Origin of the sequence: Stenotrophomonas sp. SAU14A_NAIMI4_5 (assembly GCF_003086795.1) — a bacterium.
In the GTDB taxonomy this organism is placed as follows: Bacteria; Pseudomonadota; Gammaproteobacteria; order Xanthomonadales; family Xanthomonadaceae; genus Stenotrophomonas.
Map to the genome: position 1 here is coordinate 3,139,769 of NZ_CP026003.1, position 26,681 is coordinate 3,166,449.

Here is a 26,681-nt window from a genome sequence, read left to right on the forward strand (position 1 = left end):
ACGCCGTAAACCCGTCCATGGGGGCTTGGTCGCCGCATCCATGCGGCTCACACCCCGCAAACCCACAGTGCCCCGCCTTCGACAGGTTCACGCGGCTGTGGGCAACGGCTGCTGTTGGTGGGTGCCGACCGTTGGTCGGCACATCTGTCAGATATCGAATGAATTCATCCACGCATGGCGTGGATCTACTGGTAACGGCGGCTGTTGGTAGGTGTCGACCTTGGTCGACACGATTTTTCCATCAGATATCGAATGAATTCATCCGTGCCGACCAACGGTCGGCCCCCACCAGAGCAGAACGCCGTTCCGACAGATCGCGGAGAACTGTCGAAGGCGGGGTGGGTCCGGTTGAGGGGGCGTGAGCCGCATGGATGCGGCGACCGAGCTTACATGGACGTACTTGCAGCGTCCCCCTCAACCGGACCCACCCCGCCATCCCTCAGGAAACCCGCTTCTGCCGTTGCTCTGGCTTCGGCTTCGGCAGGTGCAGGGCGCAGCCCTGCCAGCCCCCCCCCTTATACTTCCCGCCGTGAGTACCTTTCCCACTCTGGTAGCGCTGGAAACCCCGCTGCTCGTCGCCTACAGCGGCGGCCTGGACTCGACCGTGCTGCTGCACTGGCTGCAACGCTGCGCCCACGCCAGCGGCACACCGCCGCGCGCCGTGCACGTGCACCACGGACTGCAGGCCAGCGCCGATGCCTGGGTAGCGCACTGCCAGCAGCAATGCGATGCGTTGGGCATCGAACTCGCCGTGCATCGCGTGCAGGTCGACACCGCTGCCGGCCTCGGCCTGGAAGCAGCGGCACGCCAGTCGCGACGCGCGGCCTTCGCCGCTGAACTGCGGGACGGCGAAACCCTGGCACTGGCCCAGCACCTCGACGACCAGGCCGAAACCTTCCTGCTGCGTGCACTGCGCAGCTCCGGCATCGATGGCCTGGCGGCGATGGCCGTCGACAGCACCCTGCACGACCATCGCCTGTGGCGGCCGCTGCTGCACACCGCACGCGACGCGCTGCGCGACTACGCGCAGACGCATGCCCTGCGCTGGATCGAAGACCCCAGCAACGCACGCGACGATGCCGACCGCAACTTCCTGCGCCTGCACGTGATGCCGCTGCTGCGCCAGCGCTGGCCGCACGCGGCCGCGGCACTGGCCGGCAGCGCCGACCACTGCGCGCAGACCCGCGCGTTGCTGGACGAGGAAGATGCCGAACTGATCGCCCATCTCGAAGTGGCGCCCCGCGTGCTGTCGCTGGAACTGCTGCGCCAGGTGTCGCCCGCGCGCGGTGCACGCGTGCTGCGTGCCTGGGTGCGCGCGCATGGCGCCGCACCGCTGCCGGCCACGGTGCTGCGGCAACTGCAGCAGGAACTGCTGGAAGCATCCAGCGATCGCCAGGCGCAGGTGCGCTGGCAGGATCACGCCATCCAGCAATGGCGTGGCCACGCCTACCTGCTGCCGGCACACCTGCCCGCCCTGCCCGCGGACTGGCAGGCCGCGTGGGATGGCCGTGCGCCGCTACCGCTGCCCGATGGCGGACAGCTGCGCCTGCTCGGCGGCGCAGCCTTCGACCGGCCCCTGCAGGTGCGTGCGCGGCAGGGTGGCGAACGCATCGCGCTGCCCGGGCGCACCCATTCACACGCGTTGAAGGACTGCCTGCAGCGCGAGCACCTGGCGCCATGGCGGCGTGCGCAGCTGCCGCTGCTGTTCGACGGCGGGCAGCTGCTGGCGGCCGCGGACGTGGTCGTTTCCGCGTCGCTGCAGGCCTGGCTGCAGGACCACGATGCGCAGTTGCAGTGGCGACCGGGCGGCTGGTGAATTGACCCCCGCGCGGCAGCCGTCCACACTTGTCGCATGGCCAAGAAGTCCCCCGAAAACGCCTCCCCCGTTGCCCAGTTCGAGCACTCGCTCGAATCGCTGGAACAACTGGTGGAGCAGATGGAAACCGGCGAGCTGAGCCTGGAAGCTTCGCTCAGTGCTTACGAACGTGGCGTCGGTCTGTACCGCCAGTGCCAGCAGGCGCTGGAGCAGGCCGAACTGCGCGTGCGCCTGCTCAGCGATCCCGCCCAGCTCGAAACCGCAGAACCCTTCGACCCGCCCAGCCATGACGGCTGAAGCGCAGTTCGCCCGCTGGCGCGACCGTATCGAAAGCCAGCTCGACGCCGCCCTGCCCTCGCCAGCCGATGCGCCGCAACGCCTGCACCAGGCAATGCGCTATTCGGTGCTGGGCGGTGGCAAGCGCATGCGCCCGCTGCTGGTGTATGCCAGCGGCCAGCTGTTCGGCGCGCCGCTGGACCAGCTCGATGCCGCCGCCATGGCGGTGGAGATGATCCACGCCTATTCGCTGGTGCATGACGACCTGCCGGCGATGGACGACGACGCCCTGCGCCGCGGCAAGCCCACCACCCATATCGCCTACGACGAGGCCACTGCGATCCTCGCCGGCGATGCCCTGCAGACCCGTGCGTTCGGCCTGCTGGCCGATGCGCCGCTGCCGGCCGCCCTGCGCGTGGCCTGCCTGCAGACCCTGGCCCACGCCTCCGGTGCGTCCGGCATGTGCGGTGGCCAGGCGCTGGATATCGATGCCACCGGCCAGCAGCAGTCGCTGGCCGCGCTCACCCGCATGCACGCGCTGAAGACCGGTGCGCTGATCCGCGCTGCGGTGCGCATGGGTGCGCTGTGCGGCCACGCCCCCGAGGCACGGCTGGCCCAGCTGGATGACTTCGCCGATGCGCTCGGCCTGGCCTTCCAGGTGCGCGATGACATCCTCGATGTCGAAGCCAGTTCCGAGCAGCTGGGCAAGACCGCCGGCAAGGACCAGGCGCAGGACAAGAGCACCTTCCCGGCTCTGCTGGGCATGGACGGTGCCAAGGCGCACCTGCGTGAACTGGCAGCGCGCATGCAGTCGGTGCTGGCCGGCCATGGCGAAGAGGCCGACGCACTGCGTGCGCTGGCGACGCTGGCGGTGGAACGCGATCACTGAGCGAATGCGCTGACGCAGCCGCGCGTCGCGCTCGCCGGGCATGGCCCGGCGCTACCGTACGCGCCCCAAATGGAAACGCCCGGCATTGCCGGGCGCTTCTTTCTGCGTCGTTGATCGTTGCCGCTTATTTGATCAGGCGCAGGGTGAACGGGTAACGGTAGGTTTCGCCGTTGTTGGACTTCACTGCAGCGATGATGCACAGGACCAGGTTGGCCACGTACACGATCGGCATCAGGATGGCGCCGATGATGACGAAGCTGAGGATCACGCAGACCAGCACCGCGATGGCGACGGTGATCTGGAAGTTCAGCGCTTCCTTGGACTGGTCGGTGACGAAGCCCTTGCCGGCGTCATCCTTGTTGATGAGCCAGATGATCAGGGCACCGATGAAACCGGTGAAGATGCCCAGCAGGTGCGCTGCCAGCGCCATGGTGCGCTGGTCGCTCGGCACGCTCGAGGCGGCCGGCACGTTTTCGAAATCGCTCACGACAAAACTCCTTGTTTTTGGGTGGTCTTGACCGCCCGGCAGCAGGCCGGTCGCGTCAGGCGCGCATAGCTTACGCCATCAATGGCATCAATCATTACCGGCGATGGTCATCCGCCCTACCAGGATCGAGCCGGTGCGGATGTGCGAGCGCGGGTCGACGTCGCTGCCGACCGCTTCGATGGCGGCAAACATCTCCCGCAGGTTGCCGGCGATGGTGATGCCGTCGACCGGGTACTGGATCTCGCCGTTCTCGACCTTGAAGCCGCCGGCGCCCCGCGAATAATCGCCGGTCACCCCGTTCACGCCCTGCCCCATCAGCTCGGTCACCAGCAGGCCCTGGCCCATCTGGCGGGCGATGTCCTGCAGCGAACCGGCGTTGGCCGCCAGCTGCAGGTTGTGCACGCCGCCAGCATTGGCGGTGGTCTGCAGGCCCAGCTTGCGCGCCGAATAGCTGCCCAGCACGTAGCGCTGCAGCACGCCGTCACGGACCAGGGCCGAGGCCCGGGTAGCCACGCCGTCGCCATCGAAGGCCGCCGAGCGCAGGCCGCGGCGCAGGTGCGGCAGCTCCTCGATCTGCATCCAGTCCGGGAACAGCTGCTGTCCCACGCTGTCCAGCAGGAAGCTGGCCTGGCGGTACAGGGCACCGCCGGACACCGCCGACAGCAGGTGGCCGACCAGGCTGCGCGCCACTTCCGGGGCGAACAGCACCGGCATGCTGCCGGTCGGCAACGAACGCGGCTGCAGGCGGGAAACGGTGCGCTCGGCGGCGCGGCGGCCCACGTGGTCGGCCGCCTCCAGGTCCTCGCGGGCCAGGCCGCCGGTGTACCAGCCGTCGCGCTGCATGCCATCGCCGCTGCCGGCGATCAGGGCGCAGCCGACCGAATGGTGGGTGCCGCGCTCGCGGCCGATGAAACCGTGCGAATTGGCGTACACCGAGACGCTCTGCATGCTCGACACCGAGGCGCCGTCGGAATTGCTGATCCGCGGGTCGGCCTCGCGGCCGGCCGCTTCGCAGGCCAGGGCCAGGTCCACCGCCTCGTCGGCCTGCAGTGCCCAGGGGTGCCAGCTGTCCAGGTCGGGGAAATCGCGGGCCATCAGCGTCGCGTCGGCCAGGCCGGCAGCCGGGTCGTCCTCGGTGTGGCGGGCGATCGCGCAGGCCTGCTCGACGGTGGCCGCCAGGCTCGCCTCGTTCAGGTCGGCGGTGCTGGCGCTGCCCTTGCGCTGGCCGAAATAGACGGTCACGGCGATGCCGCGGTCGCGGGTGGACTGCACGGTCTCGACCTCGCCGAGACGGACGTTCACTTCCATCCCGCGGTCTTCGCTGCAGCTCACTTCGGCCTGGCTGGCGCCCAGCGCGCGGGCGCGCTCCAGCAGCTGCTGGGAAAGGTCGGCCAGGCGTTCCAGACGGGCCGGGCTGTCGTCGCCGACGGCCACTTCAGGGGCGATCACGTTCAATGCTTTATCCTGTGCGGGTTGGGCCCGGCATCACGCCGGGCGACTTTTTTTGAAATCAGGTATGGACGATGCGCGGACGCGACGAAGAAACCGGTGAATTCCACGACAAGAGCCGCAGCCAGAACCGGCGCGACGCGCTCGATGTCCTGGCCTTGGGCGAGAAGCTGGTGTCGCTGACCCCGGCCCAGCTGGCGCGCCTGCCGGTGCCGGAAGACCTGCTGCCGCATATCGCCGAGTGCAAGCGGATCACCGCCCACATCGCCCACAAGCGCCAGCTGGCGTTCCTGGCCAAGCACATGCGCCGCGAGGAAGACGCCACGCTGGACGCGATCCGCGATGCGTTGGACGCCAACAGCGAAACCGGCCGCCGCGAAGTGGCGATGATGCACCGCGCCGAGGACTGGCGCGAGCGCCTGCTGGCCGACGGCGACAAGGCGCTGGGTGCCCTTCTCGACGAGTACCCGCAGGCCGACCGCCAGCAGCTGCGTACGCTGGTGCGCAACGCCCAGGCCGAAAAGGCCAAGAACAAGCCGCCGCGCGCCTACCGCGAGATCTTCCAGGTGCTGCGCACGCTGATGCTGCCGGCGGCGCTGGGCCTGAAGGCCGCGGCCGATGAGGCCGACGACGTCGAGACCGACGAAGCCGACGAGGACTGAGTCCCCGCCGGCCCGGGCGCTGGCGCTGGCCATCGCCCGGCTCAGGCCTGGGTACCGCCGACGGTGATGCCTTCGATCAGCAGCGAGGGCTGGCCCACGCCCACCGGCACGCTCTGGCCATCCTTGCCGCAGATGCCGACGCCCTCGTCCAGGGCCAGGTCGTTGCCGACCATGCGCACCTTCTGCATGGTTTCCGGGCCGTTGCCAATCAGGGTCGCACCCTTCACCGGCGCGGTGATCCGGCCATCCTCGATCAGGTAGGCCTCGGTGGCCGAGAACACGTACTTGCCGCTGGTGATGTCGACCTGGCCGCCGCCGAAGTTGACCGCATACAGGCCCTTCTTCACCGAGCGGATCATTTCCTGCGGATCGTGCTCGCCGGCGCGCATGTAGGTGTTGGTCATGCGCGGCATGGTCAGGTGCGCGAACGACTCGCGACGGCCGTTGCCGGTCGGCGCCACGCCCATCAGGCGCGCATTGAGGCTGTCCTGCATGTAGCCGACCAGGATGCCGTCCTCGATCAGCGTGGTGCACTGGCTCGGGTGGCCCTCGTCATCAATGTTGAGCGAGCCGCGACGCCCGTCCAGGGTGCCGTCATCGACGATGGTCACGCCCGGGGCGGCCACGCGTTCGCCGATGCGGCCGGCGTAGACACTGGTGCCCTTGCGGTTGAAGTCACCTTCCAGGCCGTGGCCCACGGCTTCATGCAGCAGCACGCCGGGCCAGCCCGGGCCGAGCACCACCGGCATCACGCCGGCCGGGGCCGGTACGGCTTCGAGGTTCACCAGCGCCTGACGCAGGGCCTCGCGGGCGAAGGCTTCGGGGCGGCCATCGGCGAACAGTTCGGCATAGCCATAGCGGCCACCGCCGCCGGCATAGCCCGATTCACGGCGGCCGTTCTGCTCGACGATCACCTGCACGTTCAGCCGCACCAGCGGGCGCACGTCGGCACCCAGCACGCCGTCGGTGCGGGCCACCAGCACGGTGTCGACGCCACCGGACAGGCTCACCATCACCTGCTTCACCCGCGGGTCGGCGGCACGCAGATAGCCGTCCAGGCGCTTGAGCACCTCGACCTTGGCCTCGTTGCCCAGGCTGTCGATCGGGTCCAGGGTCGGGTACAGCGCGCGCGCGTCGCCGCGCAGCAGCGAACGTCCGGCCTGGGCGCCGCCTTCGCGCGAGATCGCGCGGGCCGACTGCGCGGCGGTCAGCAGCGCGTCGGCATGGATGTCATCGGAATAGGCGAAGCCGGTCTTCTCGCCGGCGATGGCGCGCACGCCCACGCCCTGCTCGATGGAATGGGCGCCGTCCTTGACGATGCCGTCTTCCACGCTCCAGCTTTCACGCCGGGCATGCTGGAAATACAGGTCGCCGAAGTCCACGCCCGGGCCGAGCAGCTGGCCGAAGGTGCGCTCCAGGCCGGCGGTATCCAGGCCGCCGGGGCGTAGCAGGCGGTCCTGGGCAAGCGTCAGTGCGTTATCAGTCATGGTCTCGATCTGGGGGTCTGGAGGCGGCCAGGCAAGGCCGCCGGATGAACAGGGGCCGCGACGCTCAACGCGGGCGCGGCTGGTCGGTGACGGTCGGCGGCACGGACGGGGCCGGTGCAGGCGCGCGCGGCGGGGCCGGGGTCCGGTCGCGACTGCGCTCGATCACCTCCACCTTCGGCTCCTTCCAGGGGCCGGTCACCCGGTAGGTCCGGGCGCCGATCTCGCCAAGTGGCTTGGACAATACCGCATTGGTGGCCGCACCCAGCGCCGCGCCCACCGGCCCGCCGGCCACCGCGCCGACCACGGTCAGCAGGTTGCCCGCGCGCGGGTTGACGTCGATGGTCTGGTCGAACTGCTGCTGGCGCAGGTCGGTCTGGCCACGGATGGTGATGTTGGCGGCCGGGCCTTCGATCAGCACCTTGTCGGTGCGCGCCATGCCGTCGGCGAACTGCATGCCGCCTTCGATGTGGTTGAAGGCGAAGCCCTTGGAGAAGAAATCGCGGAAATCGAACATCAGGCGACGCGGCAGCTGGGCCACGCTGAGCAGGCCGAGCACGCGGCCCGCACCGGGGTCCAGTTCCAGCAGCTGGCCGTTGCGCGCATCGATGTCGAGCGTGCCCTGCAGGTTGCCCAGCTGGAAATCCGACGGCCCACCGGCCCAGGCCGCCTGCAGCTGCGCCTGGCCGGAGCCGCCACGCAGCTGGCCAGCGTAGTCGAGGTTCTGCATCAGCCCGCCCAGGTCTTCGCTGCGCACCTTCGCGGTCAGTTCGGTGCGCGCGCCGGCGCCCTTGCCCAGCCAGCGTCCGGTGATGTCGATTTCCTGCTCCGGGGCACGGAAGCGCAGCTCGTCCACGCTCAGGCCGTTGCCCAGCGGGCGCGTGCGCAGCACCGCCTGGCCCAGCATCACCTTGCCGAATTTCAGGTCGGCGATGTCCAGGGCGAACGGCGGCAGCTTGGCCGGATCCATGTCATCGGCACCGGTCTGCGGCCGCGTGGCGGCCACCGCGGTGTCAGCCCCCGGCGCGGCCGGCGGTGACTGCCAGTGCACGCGGTCGAGCTGGCCGCTGATGGTGCCGCCGTCGGCATTGGGCACGCTCAGGTGGCCGGCCAGCGAAGGGCCGTCCAGACGCACGTCCAGCGCCTGCGCGCCCGGCCGCAGCTGCAGCCGCGTCTGTTCGAAGATGCCGCCGATCAGCATCAGCCTGCCGACCTGCACGTCCACCGCGCGCAGCGGCATCGGGTCGCCATCGCCGCCGGCGCCACGGGCCAGGCCGATCCATTCCAGCGCATCCAGGGTCGGGCTGCGGCCGTTGATGGCCAGCCCGCTGGGCGGCGGGTCGCGGTCCACGCGGTCGCTGCCCATCGTCACCTGCACGCCGGTCTGGCTGTTGTGGGTGCGCGCGGCCAAGGCCAGGCGCTGGCCGAACGCCACGTCGATGCGGCCGTCGCCCATCGGCAGCTGTGCCGACACGGTGGTCGCCAGCGCATCGGCGGCCGGCTTGTCCAGCGGCGCCGGCAGGTCCAGGCGGGTCCCCACCAGGTCCGAATGCAGGCGCAGCTCGCTGGGCGGGGCCGGCGCACCGGGCGCCACCTTGGGCAGGTTGACGGCGACGGTCCAGGCCGAGGTGCCCTCCAGATAGGGCTTCAGCCAGGCCATTTCCGGCGCACGGTCGATCAGCACCTTGGCATCCAGGTGTGCGGCCAGTTCCGATTCAAAGGCCAGCGCCGGATTGCGCACATAGCCACCGGCACGCAGGCTCAGGCGACCGTCCTGGCCGAGGTGGCGCACGGCCAGCTCCTCGGCGGCGAAGCCACCGCTGCCGTAGCGGGCCTGGCCCTGCATGGCGTCGAATTCCAGATCGAAGCGCTTGTCCACCAGCTTCACACCGGCCAGGTCCACCGTGCCCTGCAGGTGCCCGCCGCCTTCATCGTGGTGCAGCGGCTGCAGCAGGTCGAAGTGCACGTTGGCCGGGCCGCTGGCGACCAGGTTGTCGAGGGTGTCGCCGTAGTCCTTGTGCAGGCCACTCTGCCGCAGCATCGCCAACAGGCGCCCCGCCTCGCTCTGGCTGTCGGCACGCACGTACAGCGGCGCATGGCCGAAATCTTCGATGCCGGCCTCGAACTTCTGCACCGCCACGCCAGCCAGGTCACCGCGGCCCTGCATGTGGAAGCCCGGCCCGATGAAGGCGATATCGGCGTCGACCTGGCCCATCAGCGGCCAGTCGTGCTGGAAGCGGATGTCGCCGTTGCTGATGTGGCCGGTGGCCTCGAAGCGGCCATCGTTGTTGTCGAACGGCCAATCGTCGAGGTCGCCGCTGACCAGGCCGATGCCGCCGCGCACTTGGCCACCCACCAAGGCCGCATCCAGCCAGTCGGTGGCGCCCTTGCTCATCTTCGAATGGATCCAGAACCGCTTGGCGGCGGTCATCGGCACGTCGTCCAGCTTGGCCGCCAGCTGCAGCCACGGGCGCGTGCCGTCGCCCTGGAACCAGACGCCGCCACGTACGTCGGCCGCATAGTTGGTGCCTTCCACGCGCATCGCCGGGGTGCCGATGCGCCAGCCACCGGCTTCGTCGCGCCAGCCGACGATCTGCCCGGCCAGATGCAGGTCGTGGCGCTCGCCGAAACCGGTCGGCCAGTCGAACTGCAGCTCCTGCTGCGGCTTCAGCTGCAGGCTGAAGCCATCGGCATCGCCTTCGAAACGGCCGCCCAGGCCACGCACGCCGGGGGCATCGCCGACGCTGGCAAAGCCCAGCGCCTGCAGTTCGCCCTGCGCCCACAACGGGCCGTCGCGCTCGCCCTGCAGCTGCAGCGACTGCACGTCCAGCTGCGGCTTGGACAGGTACAGCCAGCGGCGCAGGCCCGGCTCCAGGCGGTCGCTCAGGGCCAGCGCGCGCAGCGCGGTACCCGCCTGCACCTGCCCGCTGCTGATCCGCAGCTGCCTGCCCACCTGTACCTGCAGGCCATCGAGCTGTTGTTCGTCCGCCCCGCTCTGCAGGCGCAGGCGCGGCACCTGCAGCGCCCAGCCATCGCCCTGGCGCTGCCAGCGCAGGCGCGCCTGCACGCGCTGCAGCTGCAGGCCCGGCGTGGTCAGTCCCTGCAGCGGCGCGCCATCGACGCGCACCTCGCGCAGGTCCGAATCGGTGGTCAGGGCCACCGGCGCGAAATCGCGCAGGACCAGCCACAGGTTGAGTTCGCCCTTACCTTCGCGCAGGCGCAGGCCGCCGGCCGCCAGCAACGGCGACCACGCTTTGAAATCGACGGGATCCGCGCCCAGCCAGGCCTGGCCGTTGCCGTGGCGGCGGTCCAGGTCCAGCACCGCGGTCAGCGGCAGCGCGTCGGTCTGTGCCCAGGCGCGCACGCCCACCCGCAGGCGGTCGCCATCCACGCGCAGGCGCAGGTCGATGCGCGGCAGCGTGGCATCCACGCCGAGGCCGGGCGCATGCACGCCGAGGCGGCCACCGATCACCTGCAGTTCGCCCAGCCGGCGCAGCGCATCCAGCGGATCACCGCCACTGCTGGACTGCGGCAGGCCACGCACCGACCAGCGGCCGTCACTGCCCTGCTGCAGGTCCAGGGCCAGGCCGCGCAGGCGCAGCTCGGTCAGCGAACGGCCCGGCAGCAGGCCGCTGTACATCGACACCAGCACCTCGGCCTCGCCGATGGCAAGACCCTGTCCCGCGCCGATGCGCAGGCCCTTGAGCTGCAGCAGCGGTCCGCGCCGGGTCCAGGCGGTGTCCAGTTGTTCAAAACGCACCGGTTGCCCGGCGCGCTCACTCAGCCACGCGGCGATCGCCTCGGGGTGGCGCTCGGCCAGCGGCAGCAGCTGGCTGAGCGTACCCACCAGCAGCGCAAGCACGACCAGGCCGACCGCGCAGGCAGCAACGAAATGACGGCGGATCCTTCGCAGTCGCAGGCGCGGCGGCGCGCTCATCGGCCCCGACCGGCGCCCGGTCCGCGCGGCTCAGAGCAGAACGACATCGAACTGCTCCTGCAGGTACTGCTCATCGGCCTGGAAGCGGATGCTCTTGCCGAGGAATTCCTCCAGCTCGGCCACCGCCGCCGATTCCTCGTCGGTGATGCGCGCCACCACCTTGGTCGACGCGATCACCAGCAGCCGCGCCGCCTCGAACTGGCGCACGGCGCGGGTGATCTCGCGGAAGATCTCGTAGGTCACCGTTTCGGTGGTCTTGATCGAGCCACGCCCGCTGCACTGCGGGCAGGTTTCGGACAGCTGCCGCTCCAGGCTTTCCACCGTGCGCTTGCGGGTCATCTCGACCAGGCCCAGCGGCGAGAAGTCATACACCGTGGTCTTTGCGTGGTCGCGGGCCAGGGCTTTCTCAAGCGTGCGCAGCACCTGGCGGCGGTGCTCGGGATCATCCATGTCGATGAAATCGATGATGATGATGCCGCCCAGGTTGCGCAGCCGCAGCTGCCTGGCCACCGCCTGCGCGGCCTCCAGGTTGGTGCGGAACACGGTTTCTTCCAGGTTGCGCTGGCCGACGAACGAACCGGTGTTCACGTCGATGGTGGTCATCGCCTCGGTCTGGTCGATGACCAGGTAGCCACCGGACTTCAGCGGCACCTGCTTGTCCAGCGCGCGGCCGATCTCGTCCTCCACGCCGAACATGTCGAAGATCGGCCGGTCGCCCGAATACAGCTCCAGCTTCTCGGCCAGCACCGGCATGTACTTGGCCACGAAGGCCTGCAGCTGGGCGAAGGTCTCCTTCGAATCGACCTTCACCTTGTCCACGTCCTTGCGGATCAGGTCGCGCACCGAACGCAGCGGCAGGCTCAGGTCTTCATAGATGTTGCTGCACGAGGGGGCTTCGCGGCCGCGGCGCTCGACCACGTTCCAGACGCGCGACAGGTAGGCCACATCCTCGGCGATGGCTTCGGCCGGCTGGCCTTCGGCATTGGTGCGCACGATGTAGCCGTAGCCGCCGTGCTGGGCCGACAGCTCGGTCACCAGCGCCTTCAACCGTGCACGCTCGCCTTCATCCTCGATGCGCGCCGACACGCCCACCACCTTGGACTGCGGCAGCAGCACCATGTAGCGCGAGGGAATGCTGATCTGCGTGGTCAGGCGCGCGCCCTTGGTGCCGATCGGGTCCTTCACCACCTGCACCACGATGTCCTGGCCCTCGCGCAGCAGCTCGACGATGGGCACGCTGGACGGCGGCGGCAGGGTGGTGTTCTCGGTATCGGCGCTGGCCACCGGGGCCGGCCGGATCACGTCGTTGGCATGCAGGAACGCCGCGCGCTCCAGGCCGACCTCGACGAAGGCCGCCTGCATGCCGGGCATCACCCGCTGCACCTTGCCCTTGTAGATGTTGCCGACCACGCCGCGGCGCCAGCCGCGTTCGATGTGCAGCTCCTGCAGCATGCCGTTCTCGATCACCGCGACCCGGGTCTCGCGCGGGGTCACATTGACCAGGATTTCCTCAGACATCGGCAGCCTCCCTGGCGGCATCGGCAATGGGGGCCGGCACGCCGCAGCGCGCCAGCAGACGATCGGTATGAAGCAGCGGCAACCCCATCACGCCGGAGTAGCTGCCGGAAAGGTGTTCGATCCAGCGCTCGGCCCCGCCCTGGATGGCGTAGGCGCCGGCCTTGTCCAGCGGCTCGCCGGTGGCCACGTAGGCGGCGATGTCCGCCGCGCTGATCGGGGCGAAGGTGACCTCGGAGACGACCAGCTCGCTGTCCAGCCCGCCAGCGCCCACCACCACCACGGCGGTCATCACCTGGTGGGTGCGCCCGGCCAGCCGCGCCAGCATCGCCCGCGCGTCGGCCGCATCGGCCGGCTTGCCGAACACCTCGCCGTCCAGCACGACCTCGGTGTCCGAGCCCAGCACCCGCGCCTGCGGGTCCGTGGCCAGCACCGCGGCGAGGCCGGCGCGCGCCTTGTCGGCCGCGACGCGGCATACATAGGCTTCGGCACTTTCGGCAGCCGCACGCACCTCGGGCACCTCCAGGTCGAGGGCCTGGAAGGGGCGTCCGAGTCGGGCCAGCAGCTGGTTGCGTCGGGGGGAGCGGGAAGCAAGATAGAGCATCGGCACAGCATAACCTGAGGGCACTGCCTGAATCGTCGGCAACCCCGCCCGATGCGCGTCCAACCCCGAACGGACTCACAGCGCGTTCATCGCTACGACACCACCCTCACCGCCACAAACAAGGAGATCCCATGCGCCGCACCGCCACCCCGCTGCTGCTTGCCCTGTCCCTCGCTCTTGGAGCCTCGATGACCGCCCACGCCGCCCCGTCGTCGCCGTCGATCGCCGCCCCGGCCGAAGGCACCCTGCTGAACATCTCGGCGAATGCCGAAGCCACCCGCGTGCCGGACGTGGCCACCCTGTCGGCCGGTGTCGTCACCCAGGCCGCAGACGGCAACAGCGCCATGCGCGAGAACGCCCAGCAGATGGACAAGGTGCTGGCCGCGATCAAGGCTGCCGGCATCGCCGAGCGCGACGTGCAGACCAGCGGCGTCAGCCTCAACCCGCAGTACCGTTATGCCGACAACGAGGCGCCGAAGATCACCGGCTACCAGGCCAGCAACACGGTCAGCCTGAAGGTGCGCGACATCGCCAAGCTGGGCAAGGTGCTCGACGCCCTGGCCGCGCAGGGCGCCAACCAGATCAACGGCCCGCAGTTCGAGATCGACCAGCCCGAGCCGGTCTATGACGAAGCCCGCCTGGCCGCGCTGAAGAAGGCCCAGGCCCGCGCCCAGACCTATGCGAAGTCGCTGGGCCTGCAGGTGCGCCGCATCGTCAGCATCTCCGAGAACAGCAATGGCGGCTTCCGCCCGATGCCGATGATGCGGGCCATGGCCGCCGGCGCGGCAATGGACAAGGCCACCCCGGTGGCGCCGGGTGAATCGACCGTGTCGGTGAACCTGGACGTTGTGTTCGAACTGGGCCAGTAACCGGTAGCACGGGGCCATGCCCCGCGAGCGCAGCGGAAGAACACACGCGGCGCCCTTCGGGGCGCCGTTTTCATTGGCGGGCCGTCGATCACCTGCCGCCCAGGTAGCGCGGGGCCGTTCTCCGCGAGCGCAGCGGCGCGGCCTCTTCCGCCGGGCATGGCCCGGCGCTACCGGTTCATGAAGCCCAGCCCAACGGCGTTGCCCCTGCCTCTAGGCAGTGGCCGGGGGGCGGCGCTAATGATTGACTGCCAGCCGCGTGCGGCAACCCCGATGGCGGCCCTGGTGCGTTGAGGACTTCGTCACTGGCATGGAGGTGGACCATGGTTCGTACGTATCCCGTTGTACCGCTGCAGTTTGATCCCGCCCGCGTCGCCGCCTGGAGCGCGGCCATCGCCCTGCACCTGCTGGCCTTCCTGTTGCTGCTGATCCCGGCAACCTACCAGGCCATCACCGCCCTGCCCCGCGACACCACCGAGGTCAGGTTGATCCCCAAGGAACAGCCGAAGCCGCCGGAGCCGCCGCCCATCGAGCCGCAACCGGTACAGGCCGAGGTCAAGCCCAAGCCGCAGGCCGCGCCGACCGTGGTCCCGCCGCTGCCGGCCCCGACCGCGACGCTGGAGGAGGCCCAGGGCATCATCCTGCCCGCGGCCGAACCGGCCCCCGTGCAGGCGGCACCAAGCCTGGCGCCGTCCACGCCGATGGCCGGGGTGCAGCTGCAGTACCGCAGCGCCCCGCCGCCGGCCTATCCGGTCCCGGCGCTGCGCAACCACGAACAGGGCACCGTCCTGCTGCGGGTCGAGGTGGATACCAGCGGCAAGCCGGTGAACGTCAGCATCGAGCGCAGCAGCGGCTCGCGCAGCCTGGACCAGGCCGCACGCCAGCAGGTGCTGCGCCAGTGGCGGTTCGTGCCGGCCGAGCGTGATGGCGTGGCCGTGCCGGCCATCGGCATGGTGCCGGTGCAGTTCTCCCTGCCCGACTGAAGCCCGTGGGCGGCCCGGCACCATGCCGGGCCGCCCTTTTCCCCGTTTGTCCCGCGTCAATAGCCATTCGCGCCAAAACATTTCGCTCTGGTCGAAAGATCGTTACGAATTCAGTAAAACTTCACAGCTTCGTCACCTGCCAGAAACCTAGATTGACGCGTCCCGGTACGCACCGGATGACGCCCTCAATGCTCGAGTTTTCCAGTCAGGAGAGAAGCTGTGAAACACCCGATCCAACGGCCCGCCAGCCGCCGCCAAAACCACCTGGCAAATTCCATCACCCATATCCTCGCTGGCGGCACTCTGCTGCTGGCCGGCGCCGCGGTCTCCTCCTCTGCCTTCGCACAGGAACAGGCCACCAACCTTGACCGCATCACGGTCACCGGTTCCAACATCCCGCGCACCAACACCGAGACCCCGTCTCCGGTGCAGGTGGTGACCCGCCAGGAAATCGACCGCACCGGCAAGACCACGGTCGCCGAGTACCTGCAGACGCTCACCGCCGATGGCGCCGGCTCCATTCCCAAGACCTTCGGCAACGGTTTCGCCGGTGGCGGCGCGGGCATTTCGCTGCGCGGCCTCGGTGCCGGTTCGACGCTGGTGCTGTTGAACGGCCGCCGCATGGCGACTTACGGCCTGGCCGATGACGGCCAGAAGGTGTTCACCGATCTCAGCACCATCCCGCTCGACGCCGTCGAGCGCGTGGAAGTGCTGAAGGACGGCGCGTCGGCCATCTATGGTTCCGATGCGATCGCCGGCGTGGTCAACATCATCCTGCGCAGCGACTTCCAGGGCGCGATCCTGCGCGGTTCGTACGGCGTGTCCGGCGATGGCGACGGTGATGCCAAGAAGGCCACCCTGACCGCCGGTACCGGCGACCTCGCCAGCGACGGCTGGAACGCGTTCTTCAGCCTGGACGTCGGCAAGACCGACCGCATCCAGATCAGCGACCGCAAGAACCGCAAGTGGATCGGCACCGGCGATATCCGTCGCTGGGGCTACGACGCCGCTGACGCGCAGTTCCTCGGTGGCGCCTACCTGTCCGGCGGCACTGCCGGCGGCACCGGCCCGAACGGCTCGGTGTTCAACAACGCCGGCCAGCTGGTTGCGCTGCCGGGTTGCGCGGGCGTGACCACGATTCCGGGCCAGACCGATGCCACCGCCCAGGCACAGGGCTGCCTGTGGGATCCGGCACAGCTGTACCGTGACCTGACCCCGGAAGAGAAGTACGTCAACGTGTTCGGCCGTGCCAGCTTCGCCTTCGGTGAAGGCGGCGAGGTCTACACCGAGATCGGCTACTCGAAGAAGGAAACCATCTTCAGCAATACGCCGTCGGGCGTGTCCGGCGGCTGGGGTTACCCGGGCGGCCCGGTCAACGCCAACAGCGGCGCCGGTGCGACCATGCTCTACGCCGGCCACCCGGACAATCCGCTGCCCTACGCTGCGCGCCTGCGCTACAGCGCCTGGGACGTCGGCCCGCGCGTGACCAACAACACCAACGAGTTCAACCGCTTCCTGGTGGGCGTCAAGGGCAACTGGGGTGAGTGGCGCTACGACACCGCCTACCTGCACTCGGGCACCGACCTGGTCAACAAGCGCACCGGCTTCCTGAACTATGACGCCGTGCGCTGCGTGCTGGGCAACCCGGCCTGTCCGTATGGCACCTGGCGCATCGGCGACAACGCCTCGCTGACCCCGCAGTCGGTCTACGACGCGATCAGCCCGACCATCAGCGCCCGCGCCAAGTCCAGCCTGGACATGTTCGACTTCACCATCTCGCGCAGCCTGATGGACCTGAAGGGCGGCCCGCTGGGCCTGGCCTTCGGTACCGAGTGGCGCAAGACCAGCAACAGCCTGACCCCGCAGACCTTCACCGACGTCGGCCAGATCATCGGCCTGGGCTACTCGGCCTATGACGGCACCCAGAACGTGTACGCCGGCTACGCCGAACTGTCCGCACCGGTGTTGGAATCGTTGGAACTGTCGGGCGCCGTGCGTTACGACAAGTACGAGAGCGGTGAAGGCAAGGCCACGCCGAAGCTGGGCGTGAAGTGGACCCCGGCCGACTGGATCGCCCTGCGCGCCAGCTACGCCGAAGGCTTCCGCGCGCCGAACCCGGCCGAGAACGGTGACGGTGGCCTGGCCGCCTTCTCCAACGCCCGCGATCCGGTGCGCTGCGCCATCGATCCGGCCAACGAGTGCACCGCGCGCTCGGTGGCGATCATCACCCGCCCGAACAAGGACCTGAAGCCGGAAGAGTCCAAGAGCTACTCGGTGGGTATCGTGCTGCAGCCGACCTCCACCACCTCGCTGACCGTTGACGCCTGGGAAATCAAGCGTACCAACGAAATCGCCCAGGGCAGCACCGCCGATGCGATCGCCGCCGGCAACGTCCTGCGCGATTCCAACAACATCGGTGGCGTGGCCAACAGCGGCACGATCCTGGCGGTCAACACCGCGTACGTGAATGCCAACTCCTCGCGTGTCCGCGGTATCGACACCGACGTGCGCCAGACCTTCGACTTCGGCGCCGGCCAGCTGGAAATGGACCTGCAGTGGAGCCACATCCTGAAGTTCGAACGTACCGAGGGTGACACCACCGTCGATTACGTCGGCACCCACGGCAACTGCGACGTGACCAACTGCATCGGTACGCCGCAGGACAAGATCAACTTCGGCACCACCTGGAAGCAGGGCCCGTGGAGCGTCAGCGGTGTGGTGAACTACATCGACAGCATGGAGAACAAGGACCGCCGCGGTGGCGACTACCTGGCCTTCTATGAAGACGGTTCGCCGGTGGAGAAGATCTCCTCCTTCACCACCTTCGACCTGTCCGGCCGCTGGAACATCACCGAAGCCTTCGAACTGAACGCCTCGGTGCAGAACGTGTTCGACCGCATCGCTCCGCTCGACCCCAGCACCTACGGTGCGGTCAACTACAACCCGCTGCACTTCAGCGGTGCGATTGGCCGTTACTTCACCGTCGGCGCCAAGTACACCTTCAAGTAATCGAAGGCGCGTCACCTGCAAAGGCCCGGGCATCTGCCCGGGCCTTTGTTTTTGCCGGAACGGCAGCGCCGAGCCCATGCCCGGCTGCTTTTCCACTGCGGCCGAACGTGGGATCGGCCCTACCTGGACGTGGGCAGCACGCCGATATCGTGCATCCAGCGCTCGGCCAGGTGCGGCCACTCCGCCACCGGCGCGTCCTTCACCCGCAGGCCGAAGGCGTGGCCACCCCGCGCGAACAGATGCATTTCCACCGGCACGCCCGCGTCGATCAGCGCGCGGTAATAGGTCAGGGACTCGCGCACGTCATCGGTCGGATCATCGGTGGCCTGCACGATGAAGGTCGGCGGCACCGCATCATCAACGGCAATGTCATCGGCCAGCGACAGCCCGTGCTTCGCGCCGGTCCAGAGGTGCCCGGAGTAGATCACCATCGCGAAATCCGGGCGGCTCGACTGCGCATCCGCAGCATCAACGGCAGCGTAGCTGCGCGTGCGATTCGTGCTCAATCCAGCCACCACGTGGCCGCCGGCGGAAAAGCCGATCACCCCGATCCGCTTCGGATCGATCTTCCATCGCTGTGCCTGCGAACGCAGCAGGCCCATCGCGCGCTGCGCATCCTGCAGTGCCATGGGCACGGCTGGAATGTCGCGGCAGTTGCAGTCGCGATCCCAGTTCGGCCCCGATGCCGGCACACGGTACTTCAGCAGCGCGCAGGTGATGCCCTGCCCGGTCAACCAGTCGCAGATCTCGCTGCCTTCCAGGTCCATCGCCAACACGCGGTAACCACCGCCAGGCACGACCATCACCGCAGTACCGTTGCCGCCGTCCTTCGCGGGAAACATGGTCAGCGTCGGCACGGCCACGTTCTGCAGCATCGCCCAGCGCTCGCCGCTGGCTTTGGAGGTGGCCTGGCTGACCTGTTCGGGGCCTTTCAGTTTCGGCGGCGCCATCACCGTGCCGGCCGGCCACAGCGGCAACTCCGTGGTGCCCTGCGGCGGCTGCCAGGTCGGTGGTGCTGCCATCGCCGCGCAGGGCGACAGCCCCAGCAGCACTGCAGTCACAATGGCAGACGCACGCATATCCGACCTCCGTATCGATGAAGAAGGATTGTAGGGCCTGACAATCGACGCAAAAAAAACCCGCATCTCGCGATGCGGGTTTTCAAAGGTGGCGCCCGAAGTTGGACTCGAACCAACGACCCCCTGATTAACAGTCAAGTGCTCTAACCGGCTGAGCTATTCGGGCAGACGACTAGTATAACCACTCTTCACGCGCGATGGTAGGGGTGATTCGCAATCATTGCGGCGGCCCGATACAGCTGCTCGGCGACCACCAGCCGCACCAGCATGTGCGGCAGGGTCAGCGGTCCGATCGACCACTTCTCATCGGCCAGCGCGGACACTTCCGGCGAGTGCCCTTCCGGGCCACCGATCAGGAACGCCAGGTCCCTGCCCTGCCCGCGCCAATGCTCCAGGCGCTGCGCAAGCTGTTCCGAACTGAGCTGGCGGCCCGGCACGTCCAGCGCCACCACGTAGGCATTCTTCGGCAGCGCAGCGATCACCCGCTTGCCTTCGTCCTCGGTGGCGCGACGCGCATCGCGGCCCTTGCCACGCAGGCCCGGCTCGATTTCCACCAGTTCGAACGGCAGCCAGTGCGACAGCCGCTTCTGGTATTCGGCGAAACCCTGCGCAACCCAGCTGGGTGCGCGTTCACCGGTGGCGATCAGGCGGGCTTTCATCTACGCAGTCTCCAAAACGTCGACGGCGCCATCGGCGCCGTCGAAGGGTTACAGCAACGCCGTGGCTCAGGCCACTTCGTCGTCGTCGCTGGGCGGCGGCTGGTCGCCGACGGTCCACAGGCGCTCGAGGGCGTAGAACTCACGCACGCGCGGCAGCATGACGTGGACGATGATGTCGCCCAGGTCGACCAGCACCCACTCGGCTTCGCGCTCGCCTTCCACGCCCAGCGGCATCACGTCGATGTTCTTGGCGAAGCGCACGACTTCATCGGCGATCGACTTGACGTGGCGGGTCGAGGTGCCCGAAACGACGATCATGTAATCGGCAACGCTGGACCGGCCGCGCACGTCGATCTCGACCAGGTCCTTGGCCTTCAGGTCTTCGGTGGCTTGGCGGACGCTGGCCAGCAGTTGCGGCACGGAAGGCGGCGGGCTGGGCAGATCGACCTTGATGGTCTGGGGCTGGGTCTGGTTGCTCAAAGTGGATCGACTCGATAAACGTGGGGGCGATTATACGGGCATGGCGCGCTTGCGCCATTCACGCGGGCATTCAGGGTGTGCCGGGGTGGTACAGGCGCTGCCCGGCCACGTAGTCGGCCACCGCCGGCGGCAGCATCGCCCGCCAGGGTCCGGCCGCGCCGATCTGGGCGCGTACGGCACTGGCCGACTCGCCGCGCAGGGGCTGGTGCAGGCGCAGCACGCGCCCGGCCGGGCTGGCGAACAGCGACTGCTCGTTGTCGGCCCAGCGCCCTTCCAGGGCCTGGCCGAGCTCGCCGGCCACGGCGTCACGCAACGGGCTGCCCGGCCGCTCGGCCACGATGAAGTGGGCCAGGCCGAACAGCGCCTGCCATTCGTGCCAGGCCGGCAGGGCCAGCAGGCTGTCGGCACCGACCAGCCAGGCCAGCGGCCGGCTCGGGCCCAGCTCGGCGCGCAGCTCGCGCAGGGTGTCGACGGTGTAGGACGGCTGGCCCGGGTTGCGTACGGCCCGGTCCAGCTCGCGCCGGTCGAGCAGCAGGCCCGGCTCGTCGCCGATGGCCAGCGACAGCATCCGGCAGCGCTGTTCGGCGGTCGCCCCCGGGGCGGCGCGGTGCGGCGGGTCGGCGGCCGGCAACATGCGCACGGCCACCTGCAGTTCGTCGCGTGCGGCGCGCGCGATGGCCAGATGGCCCAGGTGCACCGGATCGAAGGTGCCCCCGTAATAGATCCGCAGGCTCATCACTCAGGCGCGCGCGAGCAGGCGCACGGCACGGGCCTCGGACACCGCCACCAGCAGGCGCTCCAGCGCCAGCCAGGCGTCACCGTCGGCCCGCCCCTTGGCGATGCGGTCGACCAGCCCCGCCTCGGCCACGAAGCGCTCCCAGCGCTTGCCTTCCGGGTGCCGCTGCAGCGCGCGCTTGTACGGCGCCTGCCGCGATTCCCAGATGCCGCGCGATTTCATTTCAGCGGCGAGGTTGCCGCCACGGGCCTGCACCCGCGCCAGGCCGGCACCGGCCAGCAGTTCGCGGATCACGATCGGCATCAGCGCGGCCACGGCCTCGCCTTCGCCACGCAGGCCGGCCAGCATGCGCAGCACCGCCTGCGGCTGACCCGAGAAGGTCGCTTCGACCAGACGGAACACGTCGTAGCGGGCGGCGTCGGCCACCAGCGACTCCATGCGCTCCACGTCCAGCGGCTGGCCGTCGGCCAGCAGGGCCAGCTTGTCGATTTCCTGTGCGGCGGCCAGCAGGTTGCCTTCCACCCGCTCGGCCAGGCGCTGCACCGCAGCGCCATCGGCGCGCAGGCCCTTGCTGCGCAGGCGGCGCTCGATCCAGTCCGGGAGTTCGTGCGGCTTGATCGCCCAGGCCACCGACAGCACGCCGACGCGGTTGACCGCTTCGGCCCACTTGCCCTGGTGGGCCTTGCTCCATTCGTTGGCGGTGATCAGCAGCACCACGTCCGGCGCCGGGTCGGCGCAGAACCGGCTGATGACCTCGGCGCCGTCCTTGCCCGGCTTGCCGCTGGGCAGGCGCACTTCCACCAGGCGCCGCGCACTGAACAGGCTGGGCGCGTTGAAGCTGGCGTCGAGCTGGTTCCAGTCGAAGTCGCGGCCGTCGGCGTCGAACACCTCGCGTTCGTCGACGCCGCTGGCACGGGCGCGTGCGCGCACCGCATCGGCGGCTTCAAGCACGCGCAGGGTCTCCGGGCCGGCGATCAGGTATACCGGCGCCAGCGCGGTGTCACCGCCCTGGCTGGCCAGCTGCTCCGGTCGCAGTTCCATCGTGGGCGGCAGCTCAGGGCTTGACCGGCGCCGGCGTCGTCGCCGGTTCGCCATCGGTGGTCACGGCCGGCTTCGGCGCGGACAGGCTGCCACCGCGTTCCAGCTCGGCACGCACCACGCTGTCGATGCGGCGGATGATCGAGGCGGACATTTCCCGGCGCAGTTCATCGGCCAGGATCTCGCGTTCGGTGGTGGTACCGGTGGCGTCGGTCGGCGGCGACACGTAGTCGCGCGACAGTTCGATCACCTGCTGCGGCACCAGCTCGCTGCCATCCTCGCGGCGGAAGATGAAGATGACCGCGTAGCGCAGGCTGTATTCCTGCGCACGGCCCTGTGCATCGATGGCGATGGGCAGGTCACCCCAGCGCTCGGACAGCACCTGCAGCTGCGCTGCCGGATCCTTGCTGTCCTCGTCGGACAGCTTCGCACCGGATGCCAGCAGGCTGCGGTTCAACAGCTTGACCAGCTCGCTGTAAGGCGCGGTGGACACCACCTTCACCGGCGCGGTGTCGGTCGGCAGCATCAACTTGTTGCGCAGGTGGAAGCCACAGCCGGCAAGGCCGAGGGCAAGGACGAGGGCAAGCAGAATTCGGGTCATGGGAACAGTCTGGCGGAGCCGGGCGATCACGGCAACAGACAGCGTGCCCGAGGACGCGTGAACGCAGGGCCATCGGCCGATGGCCGTGGCGACAACGCACCGGCCGCCTGGGCGGCGGCCGGTGCCGGGTACATCAGGCAGCGACGATGTTCACGATCTTGCCGGGCACGATGATGATCTTGCGCACCGTCAGGCCTTCCATGAACTTGGCGGTGTTCGGCTCGGCCAGGGCCAGTGCCTCCACCTGCTCGCGCGCGGCATCGGCGGCCACGTCGATCGTGCCACGCAGCTTGCCGTTGACCTGCACGGCCAGGGTCAGCGCATCACGCACCAGCGCGTCACTGTCGGCCTGCGGGAACGGCTGGTCTTCCAGCAGCGTCTGGCCGTGGCCCAGCACCTGCCACAGGGTGTGGCTGGCGTGCGGGGTGATCGGGTTCAGCAGCAGCACGACGGCCTGCAGCGCTTCCTGGCGCACCGCACGACCCTGCTCGCTGGCGTCCTCGAACCTGGCCAGTGCGTTCATCAGTTCCATCACCGCGGCAATGGCGGTGTTGAAGCTGTGGCGGCGGCCGTAGTCGTCACCGACCTTGCCGATGGTCTCGTGGGTCTTGCGGCGCAGTGCCTTCTGGTTGGCATCCAGTGCGGCCACGTCCAGCGCCGGGGCGGCGCCGTCGGCGGCGTGCTTGTGCACCTGGGCCCACAGGCGGCGCAGGAAGCGGGCCATGCCGTCCACGCCGGCCTCGTTCCACTCCAGCGACTGCTCCGGCGGTGCGGCGAACATCGAGAACAGGCGCACGGTGTCGGCGCCGTACTTGCCGACCATCGCCTGCGGGTCCACGCCGTTGTTCTTCGACTTGGACATCTTCTCGGTGCCACCGACCACCACCGGCTGGCCGTCGGCGATCAGGGTGGCGCCGGTGATGCGGCCGCGCTCGTCGCGCTGCACGTCCACGTCGGCCGGGTTGATCCAGTCCTTCGAGCCGTCCGGGTTCGGGCGGTAGTAGGTCTCGGCGATCACCATGCCCTGGCACAGCAGGTTGCGCGCCGGTTCGTTGCTGTCCACCATCCGCGCGTCACGCAGCAGCTTGTGGTAGAAGCGGAAATACATCAGGTGCAGGATCGCGTGCTCGATGCCACCGATGTACTGGTCCACCGGCAGCCAGTAGTTGCCGCGCTTGTCGACGGCATCACGGGCACCCGGCGAGGTGTAACGGGCGTAGTACCAGCTCGACTCCATGAAGGTGTCGAAGGTGTCGGTCTCGCGCTCGGCCGCGCCGCCGCAATCCGGGCAGGTGGTTTTGCGCCATTCCGGGTCGGTCTTGATCGGCGAACCGGTGCCCGAGAACGCCACGTCCTCCGGCAGCACCACCGGCAGCTGTTCTTCCGGCACCGGCACCGCACCGCACTTGGCGCAGTAGATCACCGGAATCGGGCAGCCCCAGTAACGCTGGCGGCTCACGCCCCAGTCGCGCAGGCGGTAGTTGACGCGACGCTGGCCCTGGGCCTTGCGCTCGAATCGTTCGGCCAGCGCTTCGAATGCGCCCTGGAAGTCCAGGCCGTCGAATTCGGCCGAGTTGACCAGTTCGGTCTGGCGGCTCTTGTCGCTGTACCAGTCCTGCCAGCGGGTGGCGTCCCAGGTGCGCTCATCGTCGTTGCGCGCATCCTTCAGGGCGATGACCTGCACGATCGGCAGGCCGTACTTGTTGGCCACCTCGTTGTCGCGCTGGTCGTGGCCGGGAACGGCCATCACCGCGCCGGTGCCGTAGCCCATCAGCACGAAGTTGGCGACCCACACCGGCACCTGCTCGCCGGTGACCGGATGCACGGCGCGCAGGCCGGTATCCATGCCGCGCTTTTCCTGGGTTTCCAGTTCGGCTTCGGACACGCCGCCCTGCTTCAGGTCGGCCAGCATCGCGGCCAGTTCCGGGTTGTTCTTCGCGGCGTGCAGCGCCAGCGGGTGCTCGGCGGCGATCGACACGAAGGTCACGCCCATCACCGTGTCCGGGCGGGTGGTGAACACGCGCAGCGGGTCCAGCGCGCTGCCATCGACATCGCGCACGTCGAACTGGATTTCCAGGCCTTCGGAACGGCCGATCCAGTTGCGCTGCATGGTCTTGACCGATTCCGGCCAGCCGTCCAGCTCATCCAGGCCGTCCAGCAGTTCCTGGGCGTAATCGGTGATGCGCAGGAACCACTGCGGGATCTCGCGCTTCTCGACCAGGGCGCCGGAGCGCCAGCCGCGGCCGTCGATGACCTGCTCGTTGGCCAGCACGGTCTGGTCGACCGGGTCCCAGTTCACCACCGCGTTGCGGCGGTAGGCCAGGCCCTTGCGCATCAGGCGGGTGAACATGCGCTGCTCGTGGACGTAATAGTCCGGGCGGCAGGTGGCGAACTCGCGCGACCAGTCGATGGCATAGCCCAGCGACTGCAGCTGGCTGCGCATGTGGTCGATGTTCTTGTAGGTCCACGCCGCCGGCGCGGTCTTGTTCTTGATCGCGGCGTTTTCCGCCGGCAGGCCGAACGCGTCCCAGCCCATCGGCTGCAGCACGTTGTGGCCGGTCATGCGCTTGTAGCGGCTGATCACGTCGCCGATCGTGTAGTTGCGCACATGACCCATGTGCAGCGCGCCGGACGGGTACGGAAGCATCGACAGGCAGTAGTACTTCGGCTTGTCCGAGGTCTCGTCGACCTCGAAGGCGCGGGTGGCATCCCAGAAGCTCTGGGCGGCGGATTCAACCTGCTGCGGGTCGTAAACGTTGGGTTCGGCGCTGGTCATGTAACACGCGGTTGCGGCGGCAAAGCGGTACAGCGTACCGCAGTGCGGCAAATGGCTCCAATCCCGGCCCGCGAGGGCACGCCACTGTCGCGGTGGGCCTGGCCGGGGAGCCGCCCATTGCGCCACTCCCGGCCGGGCGCACGCCCTGCGGCGGCACTGCGTCGCCCGGCAAGCGCGACGCCGGTCACTGCAGCGCTCAGCCACGGCATCGGCCTACCCCACCGGCGGATTTTCCCTCTGCCCGGCGCCCCCGGCCCGGCCGAGCCTGACCCTGCGGGCCAGCCGGCTCCCTGCCCCGCCGGCCACTGGCCGCTCCCCGGAGCCCGCCACTGGAGACCCACCATGAAACTGCTGCAACAGGCCACCCTGGCCATCGCCCTGGCCCTGGGTACCGCGGCCACGGCACAGGCCGCCACCTTCAACTGCGCCTACATCATCACCAGTGAACCCGGCAGCTCCGGCTTCCACAGCGTGGAAGCCGACACCCAGCAGGACGCGATCAACCAGGCCATCGCCTGGATCCAGGACACCTTCGGCCCTGTCGGGTTCCAGGTGAAGTGCTACCAGCAGGCTTGACCTGCCCCGGGCGCGGCTACCGCCGCGCTCTCAGCGCGCCCGCGACAGGGGCAGGGCCAGCGCCAGCCAGGCCGCCCAGCAGGCGAAGGCCAGCCGTTGCGCCATCGGCGCTGGCAGCACGCCCTGCAGGGCGAAGGCGGCCAGGCCAGCCAGCGCGCCGCAGGCCACGGCCAGCCCGGCCATGGCGCGCCCGTGCCCCGCGCGCAGGCGCGGGATGCCCAACATCAGCGCGCCGACCACGAAGCCCAGCACCCAGACCATCCAGGCGCTGGCGTGCAGCTGGCTGGCGCCGCCATGCAGGTCTTCCGGGTCCAGCGGCAGCAGGCCCATTGCCGCGAAGGCCAATCCCGCCAGCAGCAGCATCTGGCTGCCGACCCGCGGCGCCCAGCCGGCCCCCACCGGCAGCTGCCGACGCAGGCGCTCGGCCACCACCACCGCCAGCGCGCCCGGCAGCACCAGGCCCAGCACGTTGAAGGCCAGCGCGTGCGGCACGCCGTGGGCCCCGAGCAGCGCCACCGGGTGCATGGCCTGGGAGTAGCCGCCCAGTGCTGCGCCGAATCCGACGACCGCCAGCACGAAGCACGCGGCGGCCAGCAGCCCCAACCAACGATCAAGCCAGAGCACGGACATCGCGCGGTTCCACCTGTAATGAAAGACCGCTGCATTGTCGCGGCAGGCGCGGCAACCGCCAAGCCACGACGTGTCTGCCGGTGCCCGGTGTGAGGACAGGGTTGAGACCGACACGGATCGACACCATAG

General features: G+C 69.1%; 22 protein-coding genes and 1 tRNA gene. 8 read left to right on the forward strand and 15 right to left on the reverse strand.

Translation table 11 applies throughout. The features are described from left to right. The first annotated feature begins 529 nt into the window (after nt 1-529). From tilS to C1925_RS14645, 3 genes are read left to right on the forward strand one after another with little or no spacing between them, the layout of a single operon-like run. Nucleotides 530-1,816: a tRNA lysidine(34) synthetase TilS gene (tilS, locus tag C1925_RS14635; protein ID WP_174213513.1), complete on the forward strand. Its 1,287-nt coding sequence runs from the start codon at nt 530-532 to the stop codon at nt 1,814-1,816. A 36-nt stretch (nt 1,817-1,852) separates the two neighbouring features. Beyond that, on the forward strand, nt 1,853-2,113 hold the full coding sequence (locus C1925_RS14640) for an exodeoxyribonuclease VII small subunit (protein ID WP_108769520.1): 261 nt from the start codon (nt 1,853-1,855) through the stop codon (nt 2,111-2,113). After that, nucleotides 2,103-2,981 (forward strand): farnesyl diphosphate synthase, encoded by an 879-nt coding sequence (locus tag C1925_RS14645; protein ID WP_108769521.1) that lies wholly within the window; start codon nt 2,103-2,105, stop codon nt 2,979-2,981. Before C1925_RS14640 ends, C1925_RS14645 begins: the two co-directional genes overlap by 11 nt. A 124-nt stretch (nt 2,982-3,105) precedes the next feature. On the opposite strand, the gene C1925_RS14650 is transcribed toward C1925_RS14645, so the two are convergent. Next, on the reverse strand, nt 3,106-3,468 hold the full coding sequence (locus C1925_RS14650) for a DUF4870 domain-containing protein (RefSeq protein WP_108769522.1): 363 nt from the start codon (nt 3,466-3,468) through the stop codon (nt 3,106-3,108). 87 nt (nt 3,469-3,555) lie between these two features. Further along, nucleotides 3,556-4,923 carry a metalloprotease PmbA gene (gene pmbA, locus C1925_RS14655; RefSeq protein WP_108769523.1) on the reverse strand — a complete coding sequence of 456 codons (1,368 nt, stop codon included), beginning with the start codon at nt 4,921-4,923 and terminating at the stop codon, nt 3,556-3,558. Between the two features lie 68 nt (nt 4,924-4,991). Between pmbA and yjgA the strand changes: the two genes are divergently transcribed. After that, a complete protein-coding gene (gene yjgA, locus C1925_RS14660) occupies nt 4,992-5,579 on the forward strand; it encodes a ribosome biogenesis factor YjgA (protein ID WP_108769524.1) in 588 nt (195 codons plus the stop codon). A gap of 41 nt (nt 5,580-5,620) precedes the next feature. Here the strand turns inward: yjgA and tldD are convergent, their stop codons facing one another. The 4 genes from tldD to C1925_RS14680 form a co-directional block, all read right to left on the reverse strand. Beyond that, complete coding sequence (tldD, locus tag C1925_RS14665) at nt 5,621-7,066, reverse strand: metalloprotease TldD (RefSeq protein ID WP_108769525.1); 1,446 nt, start codon at nt 7,064-7,066, stop codon at nt 5,621-5,623. A gap of 64 nt (nt 7,067-7,130) precedes the next feature. After that, on the reverse strand, nt 7,131-11,000 hold the full coding sequence (locus tag C1925_RS14670; RefSeq protein ID WP_108769526.1) for a YhdP family protein: 3,870 nt from the start codon (nt 10,998-11,000) through the stop codon (nt 7,131-7,133). 30 nt (nt 11,001-11,030) lie between these two features. Beyond that, nucleotides 11,031-12,518: a ribonuclease G gene (rng, locus tag C1925_RS14675; RefSeq protein ID WP_108769527.1), complete on the reverse strand. Its 1,488-nt coding sequence runs from the start codon at nt 12,516-12,518 to the stop codon at nt 11,031-11,033. After that, nucleotides 12,511-13,119, reverse strand: a complete 609-nt coding sequence (locus tag C1925_RS14680; protein ID WP_108769528.1) for a Maf family nucleotide pyrophosphatase — start codon at nt 13,117-13,119, stop codon at nt 12,511-12,513. The genes rng and C1925_RS14680 overlap by 8 nt, the downstream gene beginning before the upstream one ends. A gap of 131 nt (nt 13,120-13,250) precedes the next feature. Between C1925_RS14680 and C1925_RS14685 the strand changes: the two genes are divergently transcribed. From C1925_RS14685 to C1925_RS14695, 3 genes are all read left to right on the forward strand, one after another. Next, on the forward strand, nt 13,251-13,988 hold the full coding sequence (locus C1925_RS14685; protein WP_108769529.1) for an SIMPL domain-containing protein: 738 nt from the start codon (nt 13,251-13,253) through the stop codon (nt 13,986-13,988). Between the two features lie 320 nt (nt 13,989-14,308). Beyond that, complete coding sequence (locus C1925_RS14690; RefSeq protein ID WP_108769530.1) at nt 14,309-14,968, forward strand: energy transducer TonB; 660 nt, start codon at nt 14,309-14,311, stop codon at nt 14,966-14,968. Between the two features lie 219 nt (nt 14,969-15,187). Beyond that, on the forward strand, nt 15,188-17,977 hold the full coding sequence (locus tag C1925_RS14695; RefSeq protein ID WP_108769531.1) for a TonB-dependent receptor: 2,790 nt from the start codon (nt 15,188-15,190) through the stop codon (nt 17,975-17,977). A 119-nt stretch (nt 17,978-18,096) separates the two neighbouring features. Here C1925_RS14695 and C1925_RS14700 read toward each other — a convergent pair whose 3' ends face one another. The 8 genes from C1925_RS14700 to leuS form a co-directional block, all read right to left on the reverse strand. Further along, nucleotides 18,097-19,056 (reverse strand): alpha/beta hydrolase, encoded by a 960-nt coding sequence (locus tag C1925_RS14700; RefSeq protein WP_159097533.1) that lies wholly within the window; start codon nt 19,054-19,056, stop codon nt 18,097-18,099. A gap of 89 nt (nt 19,057-19,145) precedes the next feature. Beyond that, nucleotides 19,146-19,222, reverse strand: a tRNA-Asn gene (locus C1925_RS14705). Between the two features lie 22 nt (nt 19,223-19,244). Beyond that, nucleotides 19,245-19,715, reverse strand: a complete 471-nt coding sequence (rlmH, locus tag C1925_RS14710) for a 23S rRNA (pseudouridine(1915)-N(3))-methyltransferase RlmH (protein ID WP_079222687.1) — start codon at nt 19,713-19,715, stop codon at nt 19,245-19,247. Nucleotides 19,716-19,781: 66 nt separating this feature from the next. After that, complete coding sequence (rsfS, locus tag C1925_RS14715) at nt 19,782-20,195, reverse strand: ribosome silencing factor (RefSeq protein WP_108769533.1); 414 nt, start codon at nt 20,193-20,195, stop codon at nt 19,782-19,784. 70 nt (nt 20,196-20,265) lie between these two features. After that, nucleotides 20,266-20,934, reverse strand: coding sequence for a nicotinate-nucleotide adenylyltransferase (gene nadD / locus C1925_RS14720; protein ID WP_254051328.1), 669 nt, complete (start codon nt 20,932-20,934; stop codon nt 20,266-20,268). Beyond that, nucleotides 20,935-21,972 carry a DNA polymerase III subunit delta gene (holA, locus tag C1925_RS14725; protein ID WP_108769535.1) on the reverse strand — a complete coding sequence of 346 codons (1,038 nt, stop codon included), beginning with the start codon at nt 21,970-21,972 and terminating at the stop codon, nt 20,935-20,937. 13 nt (nt 21,973-21,985) lie between these two features. Next, on the reverse strand, nt 21,986-22,570 hold the full coding sequence (lptE, locus tag C1925_RS14730; protein WP_108769536.1) for an LPS assembly lipoprotein LptE: 585 nt from the start codon (nt 22,568-22,570) through the stop codon (nt 21,986-21,988). A 133-nt stretch (nt 22,571-22,703) separates the two neighbouring features. Further along, nucleotides 22,704-25,346 carry a leucine--tRNA ligase gene (leuS, locus tag C1925_RS14735; RefSeq protein ID WP_108769537.1) on the reverse strand — a complete coding sequence of 881 codons (2,643 nt, stop codon included), beginning with the start codon at nt 25,344-25,346 and terminating at the stop codon, nt 22,704-22,706. 342 nt (nt 25,347-25,688) lie between these two features. Here leuS and C1925_RS14740 point away from each other — a divergent pair, with 342 nt between their 5' ends. Further along, a complete protein-coding gene (locus tag C1925_RS14740) occupies nt 25,689-25,922 on the forward strand; it encodes a hypothetical protein (protein WP_108769538.1) in 234 nt (77 codons plus the stop codon). A gap of 30 nt (nt 25,923-25,952) precedes the next feature. Here C1925_RS14740 and C1925_RS14745 read toward each other — a convergent pair whose 3' ends face one another. Further along, nucleotides 25,953-26,552 (reverse strand): DUF998 domain-containing protein, encoded by a 600-nt coding sequence (locus tag C1925_RS14745; protein ID WP_108769539.1) that lies wholly within the window; start codon nt 26,550-26,552, stop codon nt 25,953-25,955. Between the last annotated feature and the right edge of the window lie 129 nt (nt 26,553-26,681).

Coding starts and splice junctions, on each gene's coding strand:
- holA (WP_108769535.1), bottom strand. CDS start 21,972: ATGGAACTGCGACCGGAGCAGCTGGCCAGCCAGGGCGGTGACACCGCG.
- rng (WP_108769527.1), bottom strand. CDS start 12,518: ATGTCTGAGGAAATCCTGGTCAATGTGACCCCGCGCGAGACCCGGGTC.
- C1925_RS14690 (WP_108769530.1), top strand. CDS start 14,309: ATGGTTCGTACGTATCCCGTTGTACCGCTGCAGTTTGATCCCGCCCGC.
- C1925_RS14645 (WP_108769521.1), top strand. CDS start 2,103: ATGACGGCTGAAGCGCAGTTCGCCCGCTGGCGCGACCGTATCGAAAGC.
- C1925_RS14680 (WP_108769528.1), bottom strand. CDS start 13,119: ATGCTCTATCTTGCTTCCCGCTCCCCCCGACGCAACCAGCTGCTGGCC.
- C1925_RS14685 (WP_108769529.1), top strand. CDS start 13,251: ATGCGCCGCACCGCCACCCCGCTGCTGCTTGCCCTGTCCCTCGCTCTT.
- yjgA (WP_108769524.1), top strand. CDS start 4,992: ATGCGCGGACGCGACGAAGAAACCGGTGAATTCCACGACAAGAGCCGC.
- C1925_RS14740 (WP_108769538.1), top strand. CDS start 25,689: ATGAAACTGCTGCAACAGGCCACCCTGGCCATCGCCCTGGCCCTGGGT.
- C1925_RS14745 (WP_108769539.1), bottom strand. CDS start 26,552: ATGTCCGTGCTCTGGCTTGATCGTTGGTTGGGGCTGCTGGCCGCCGCG.
- rlmH (WP_079222687.1), bottom strand. CDS start 19,715: ATGAAAGCCCGCCTGATCGCCACCGGTGAACGCGCACCCAGCTGGGTT.
- tldD (WP_108769525.1), bottom strand. CDS start 7,066: ATGACTGATAACGCACTGACGCTTGCCCAGGACCGCCTGCTACGCCCC.
- leuS (WP_108769537.1), bottom strand. CDS start 25,346: ATGACCAGCGCCGAACCCAACGTTTACGACCCGCAGCAGGTTGAATCC.
- C1925_RS14700 (WP_159097533.1), bottom strand. CDS start 19,056: ATGCGTGCGTCTGCCATTGTGACTGCAGTGCTGCTGGGGCTGTCGCCC.
- C1925_RS14640 (WP_108769520.1), top strand. CDS start 1,853: ATGGCCAAGAAGTCCCCCGAAAACGCCTCCCCCGTTGCCCAGTTCGAG.
- C1925_RS14670 (WP_108769526.1), bottom strand. CDS start 11,000: ATGAGCGCGCCGCCGCGCCTGCGACTGCGAAGGATCCGCCGTCATTTC.
- lptE (WP_108769536.1), bottom strand. CDS start 22,570: ATGACCCGAATTCTGCTTGCCCTCGTCCTTGCCCTCGGCCTTGCCGGC.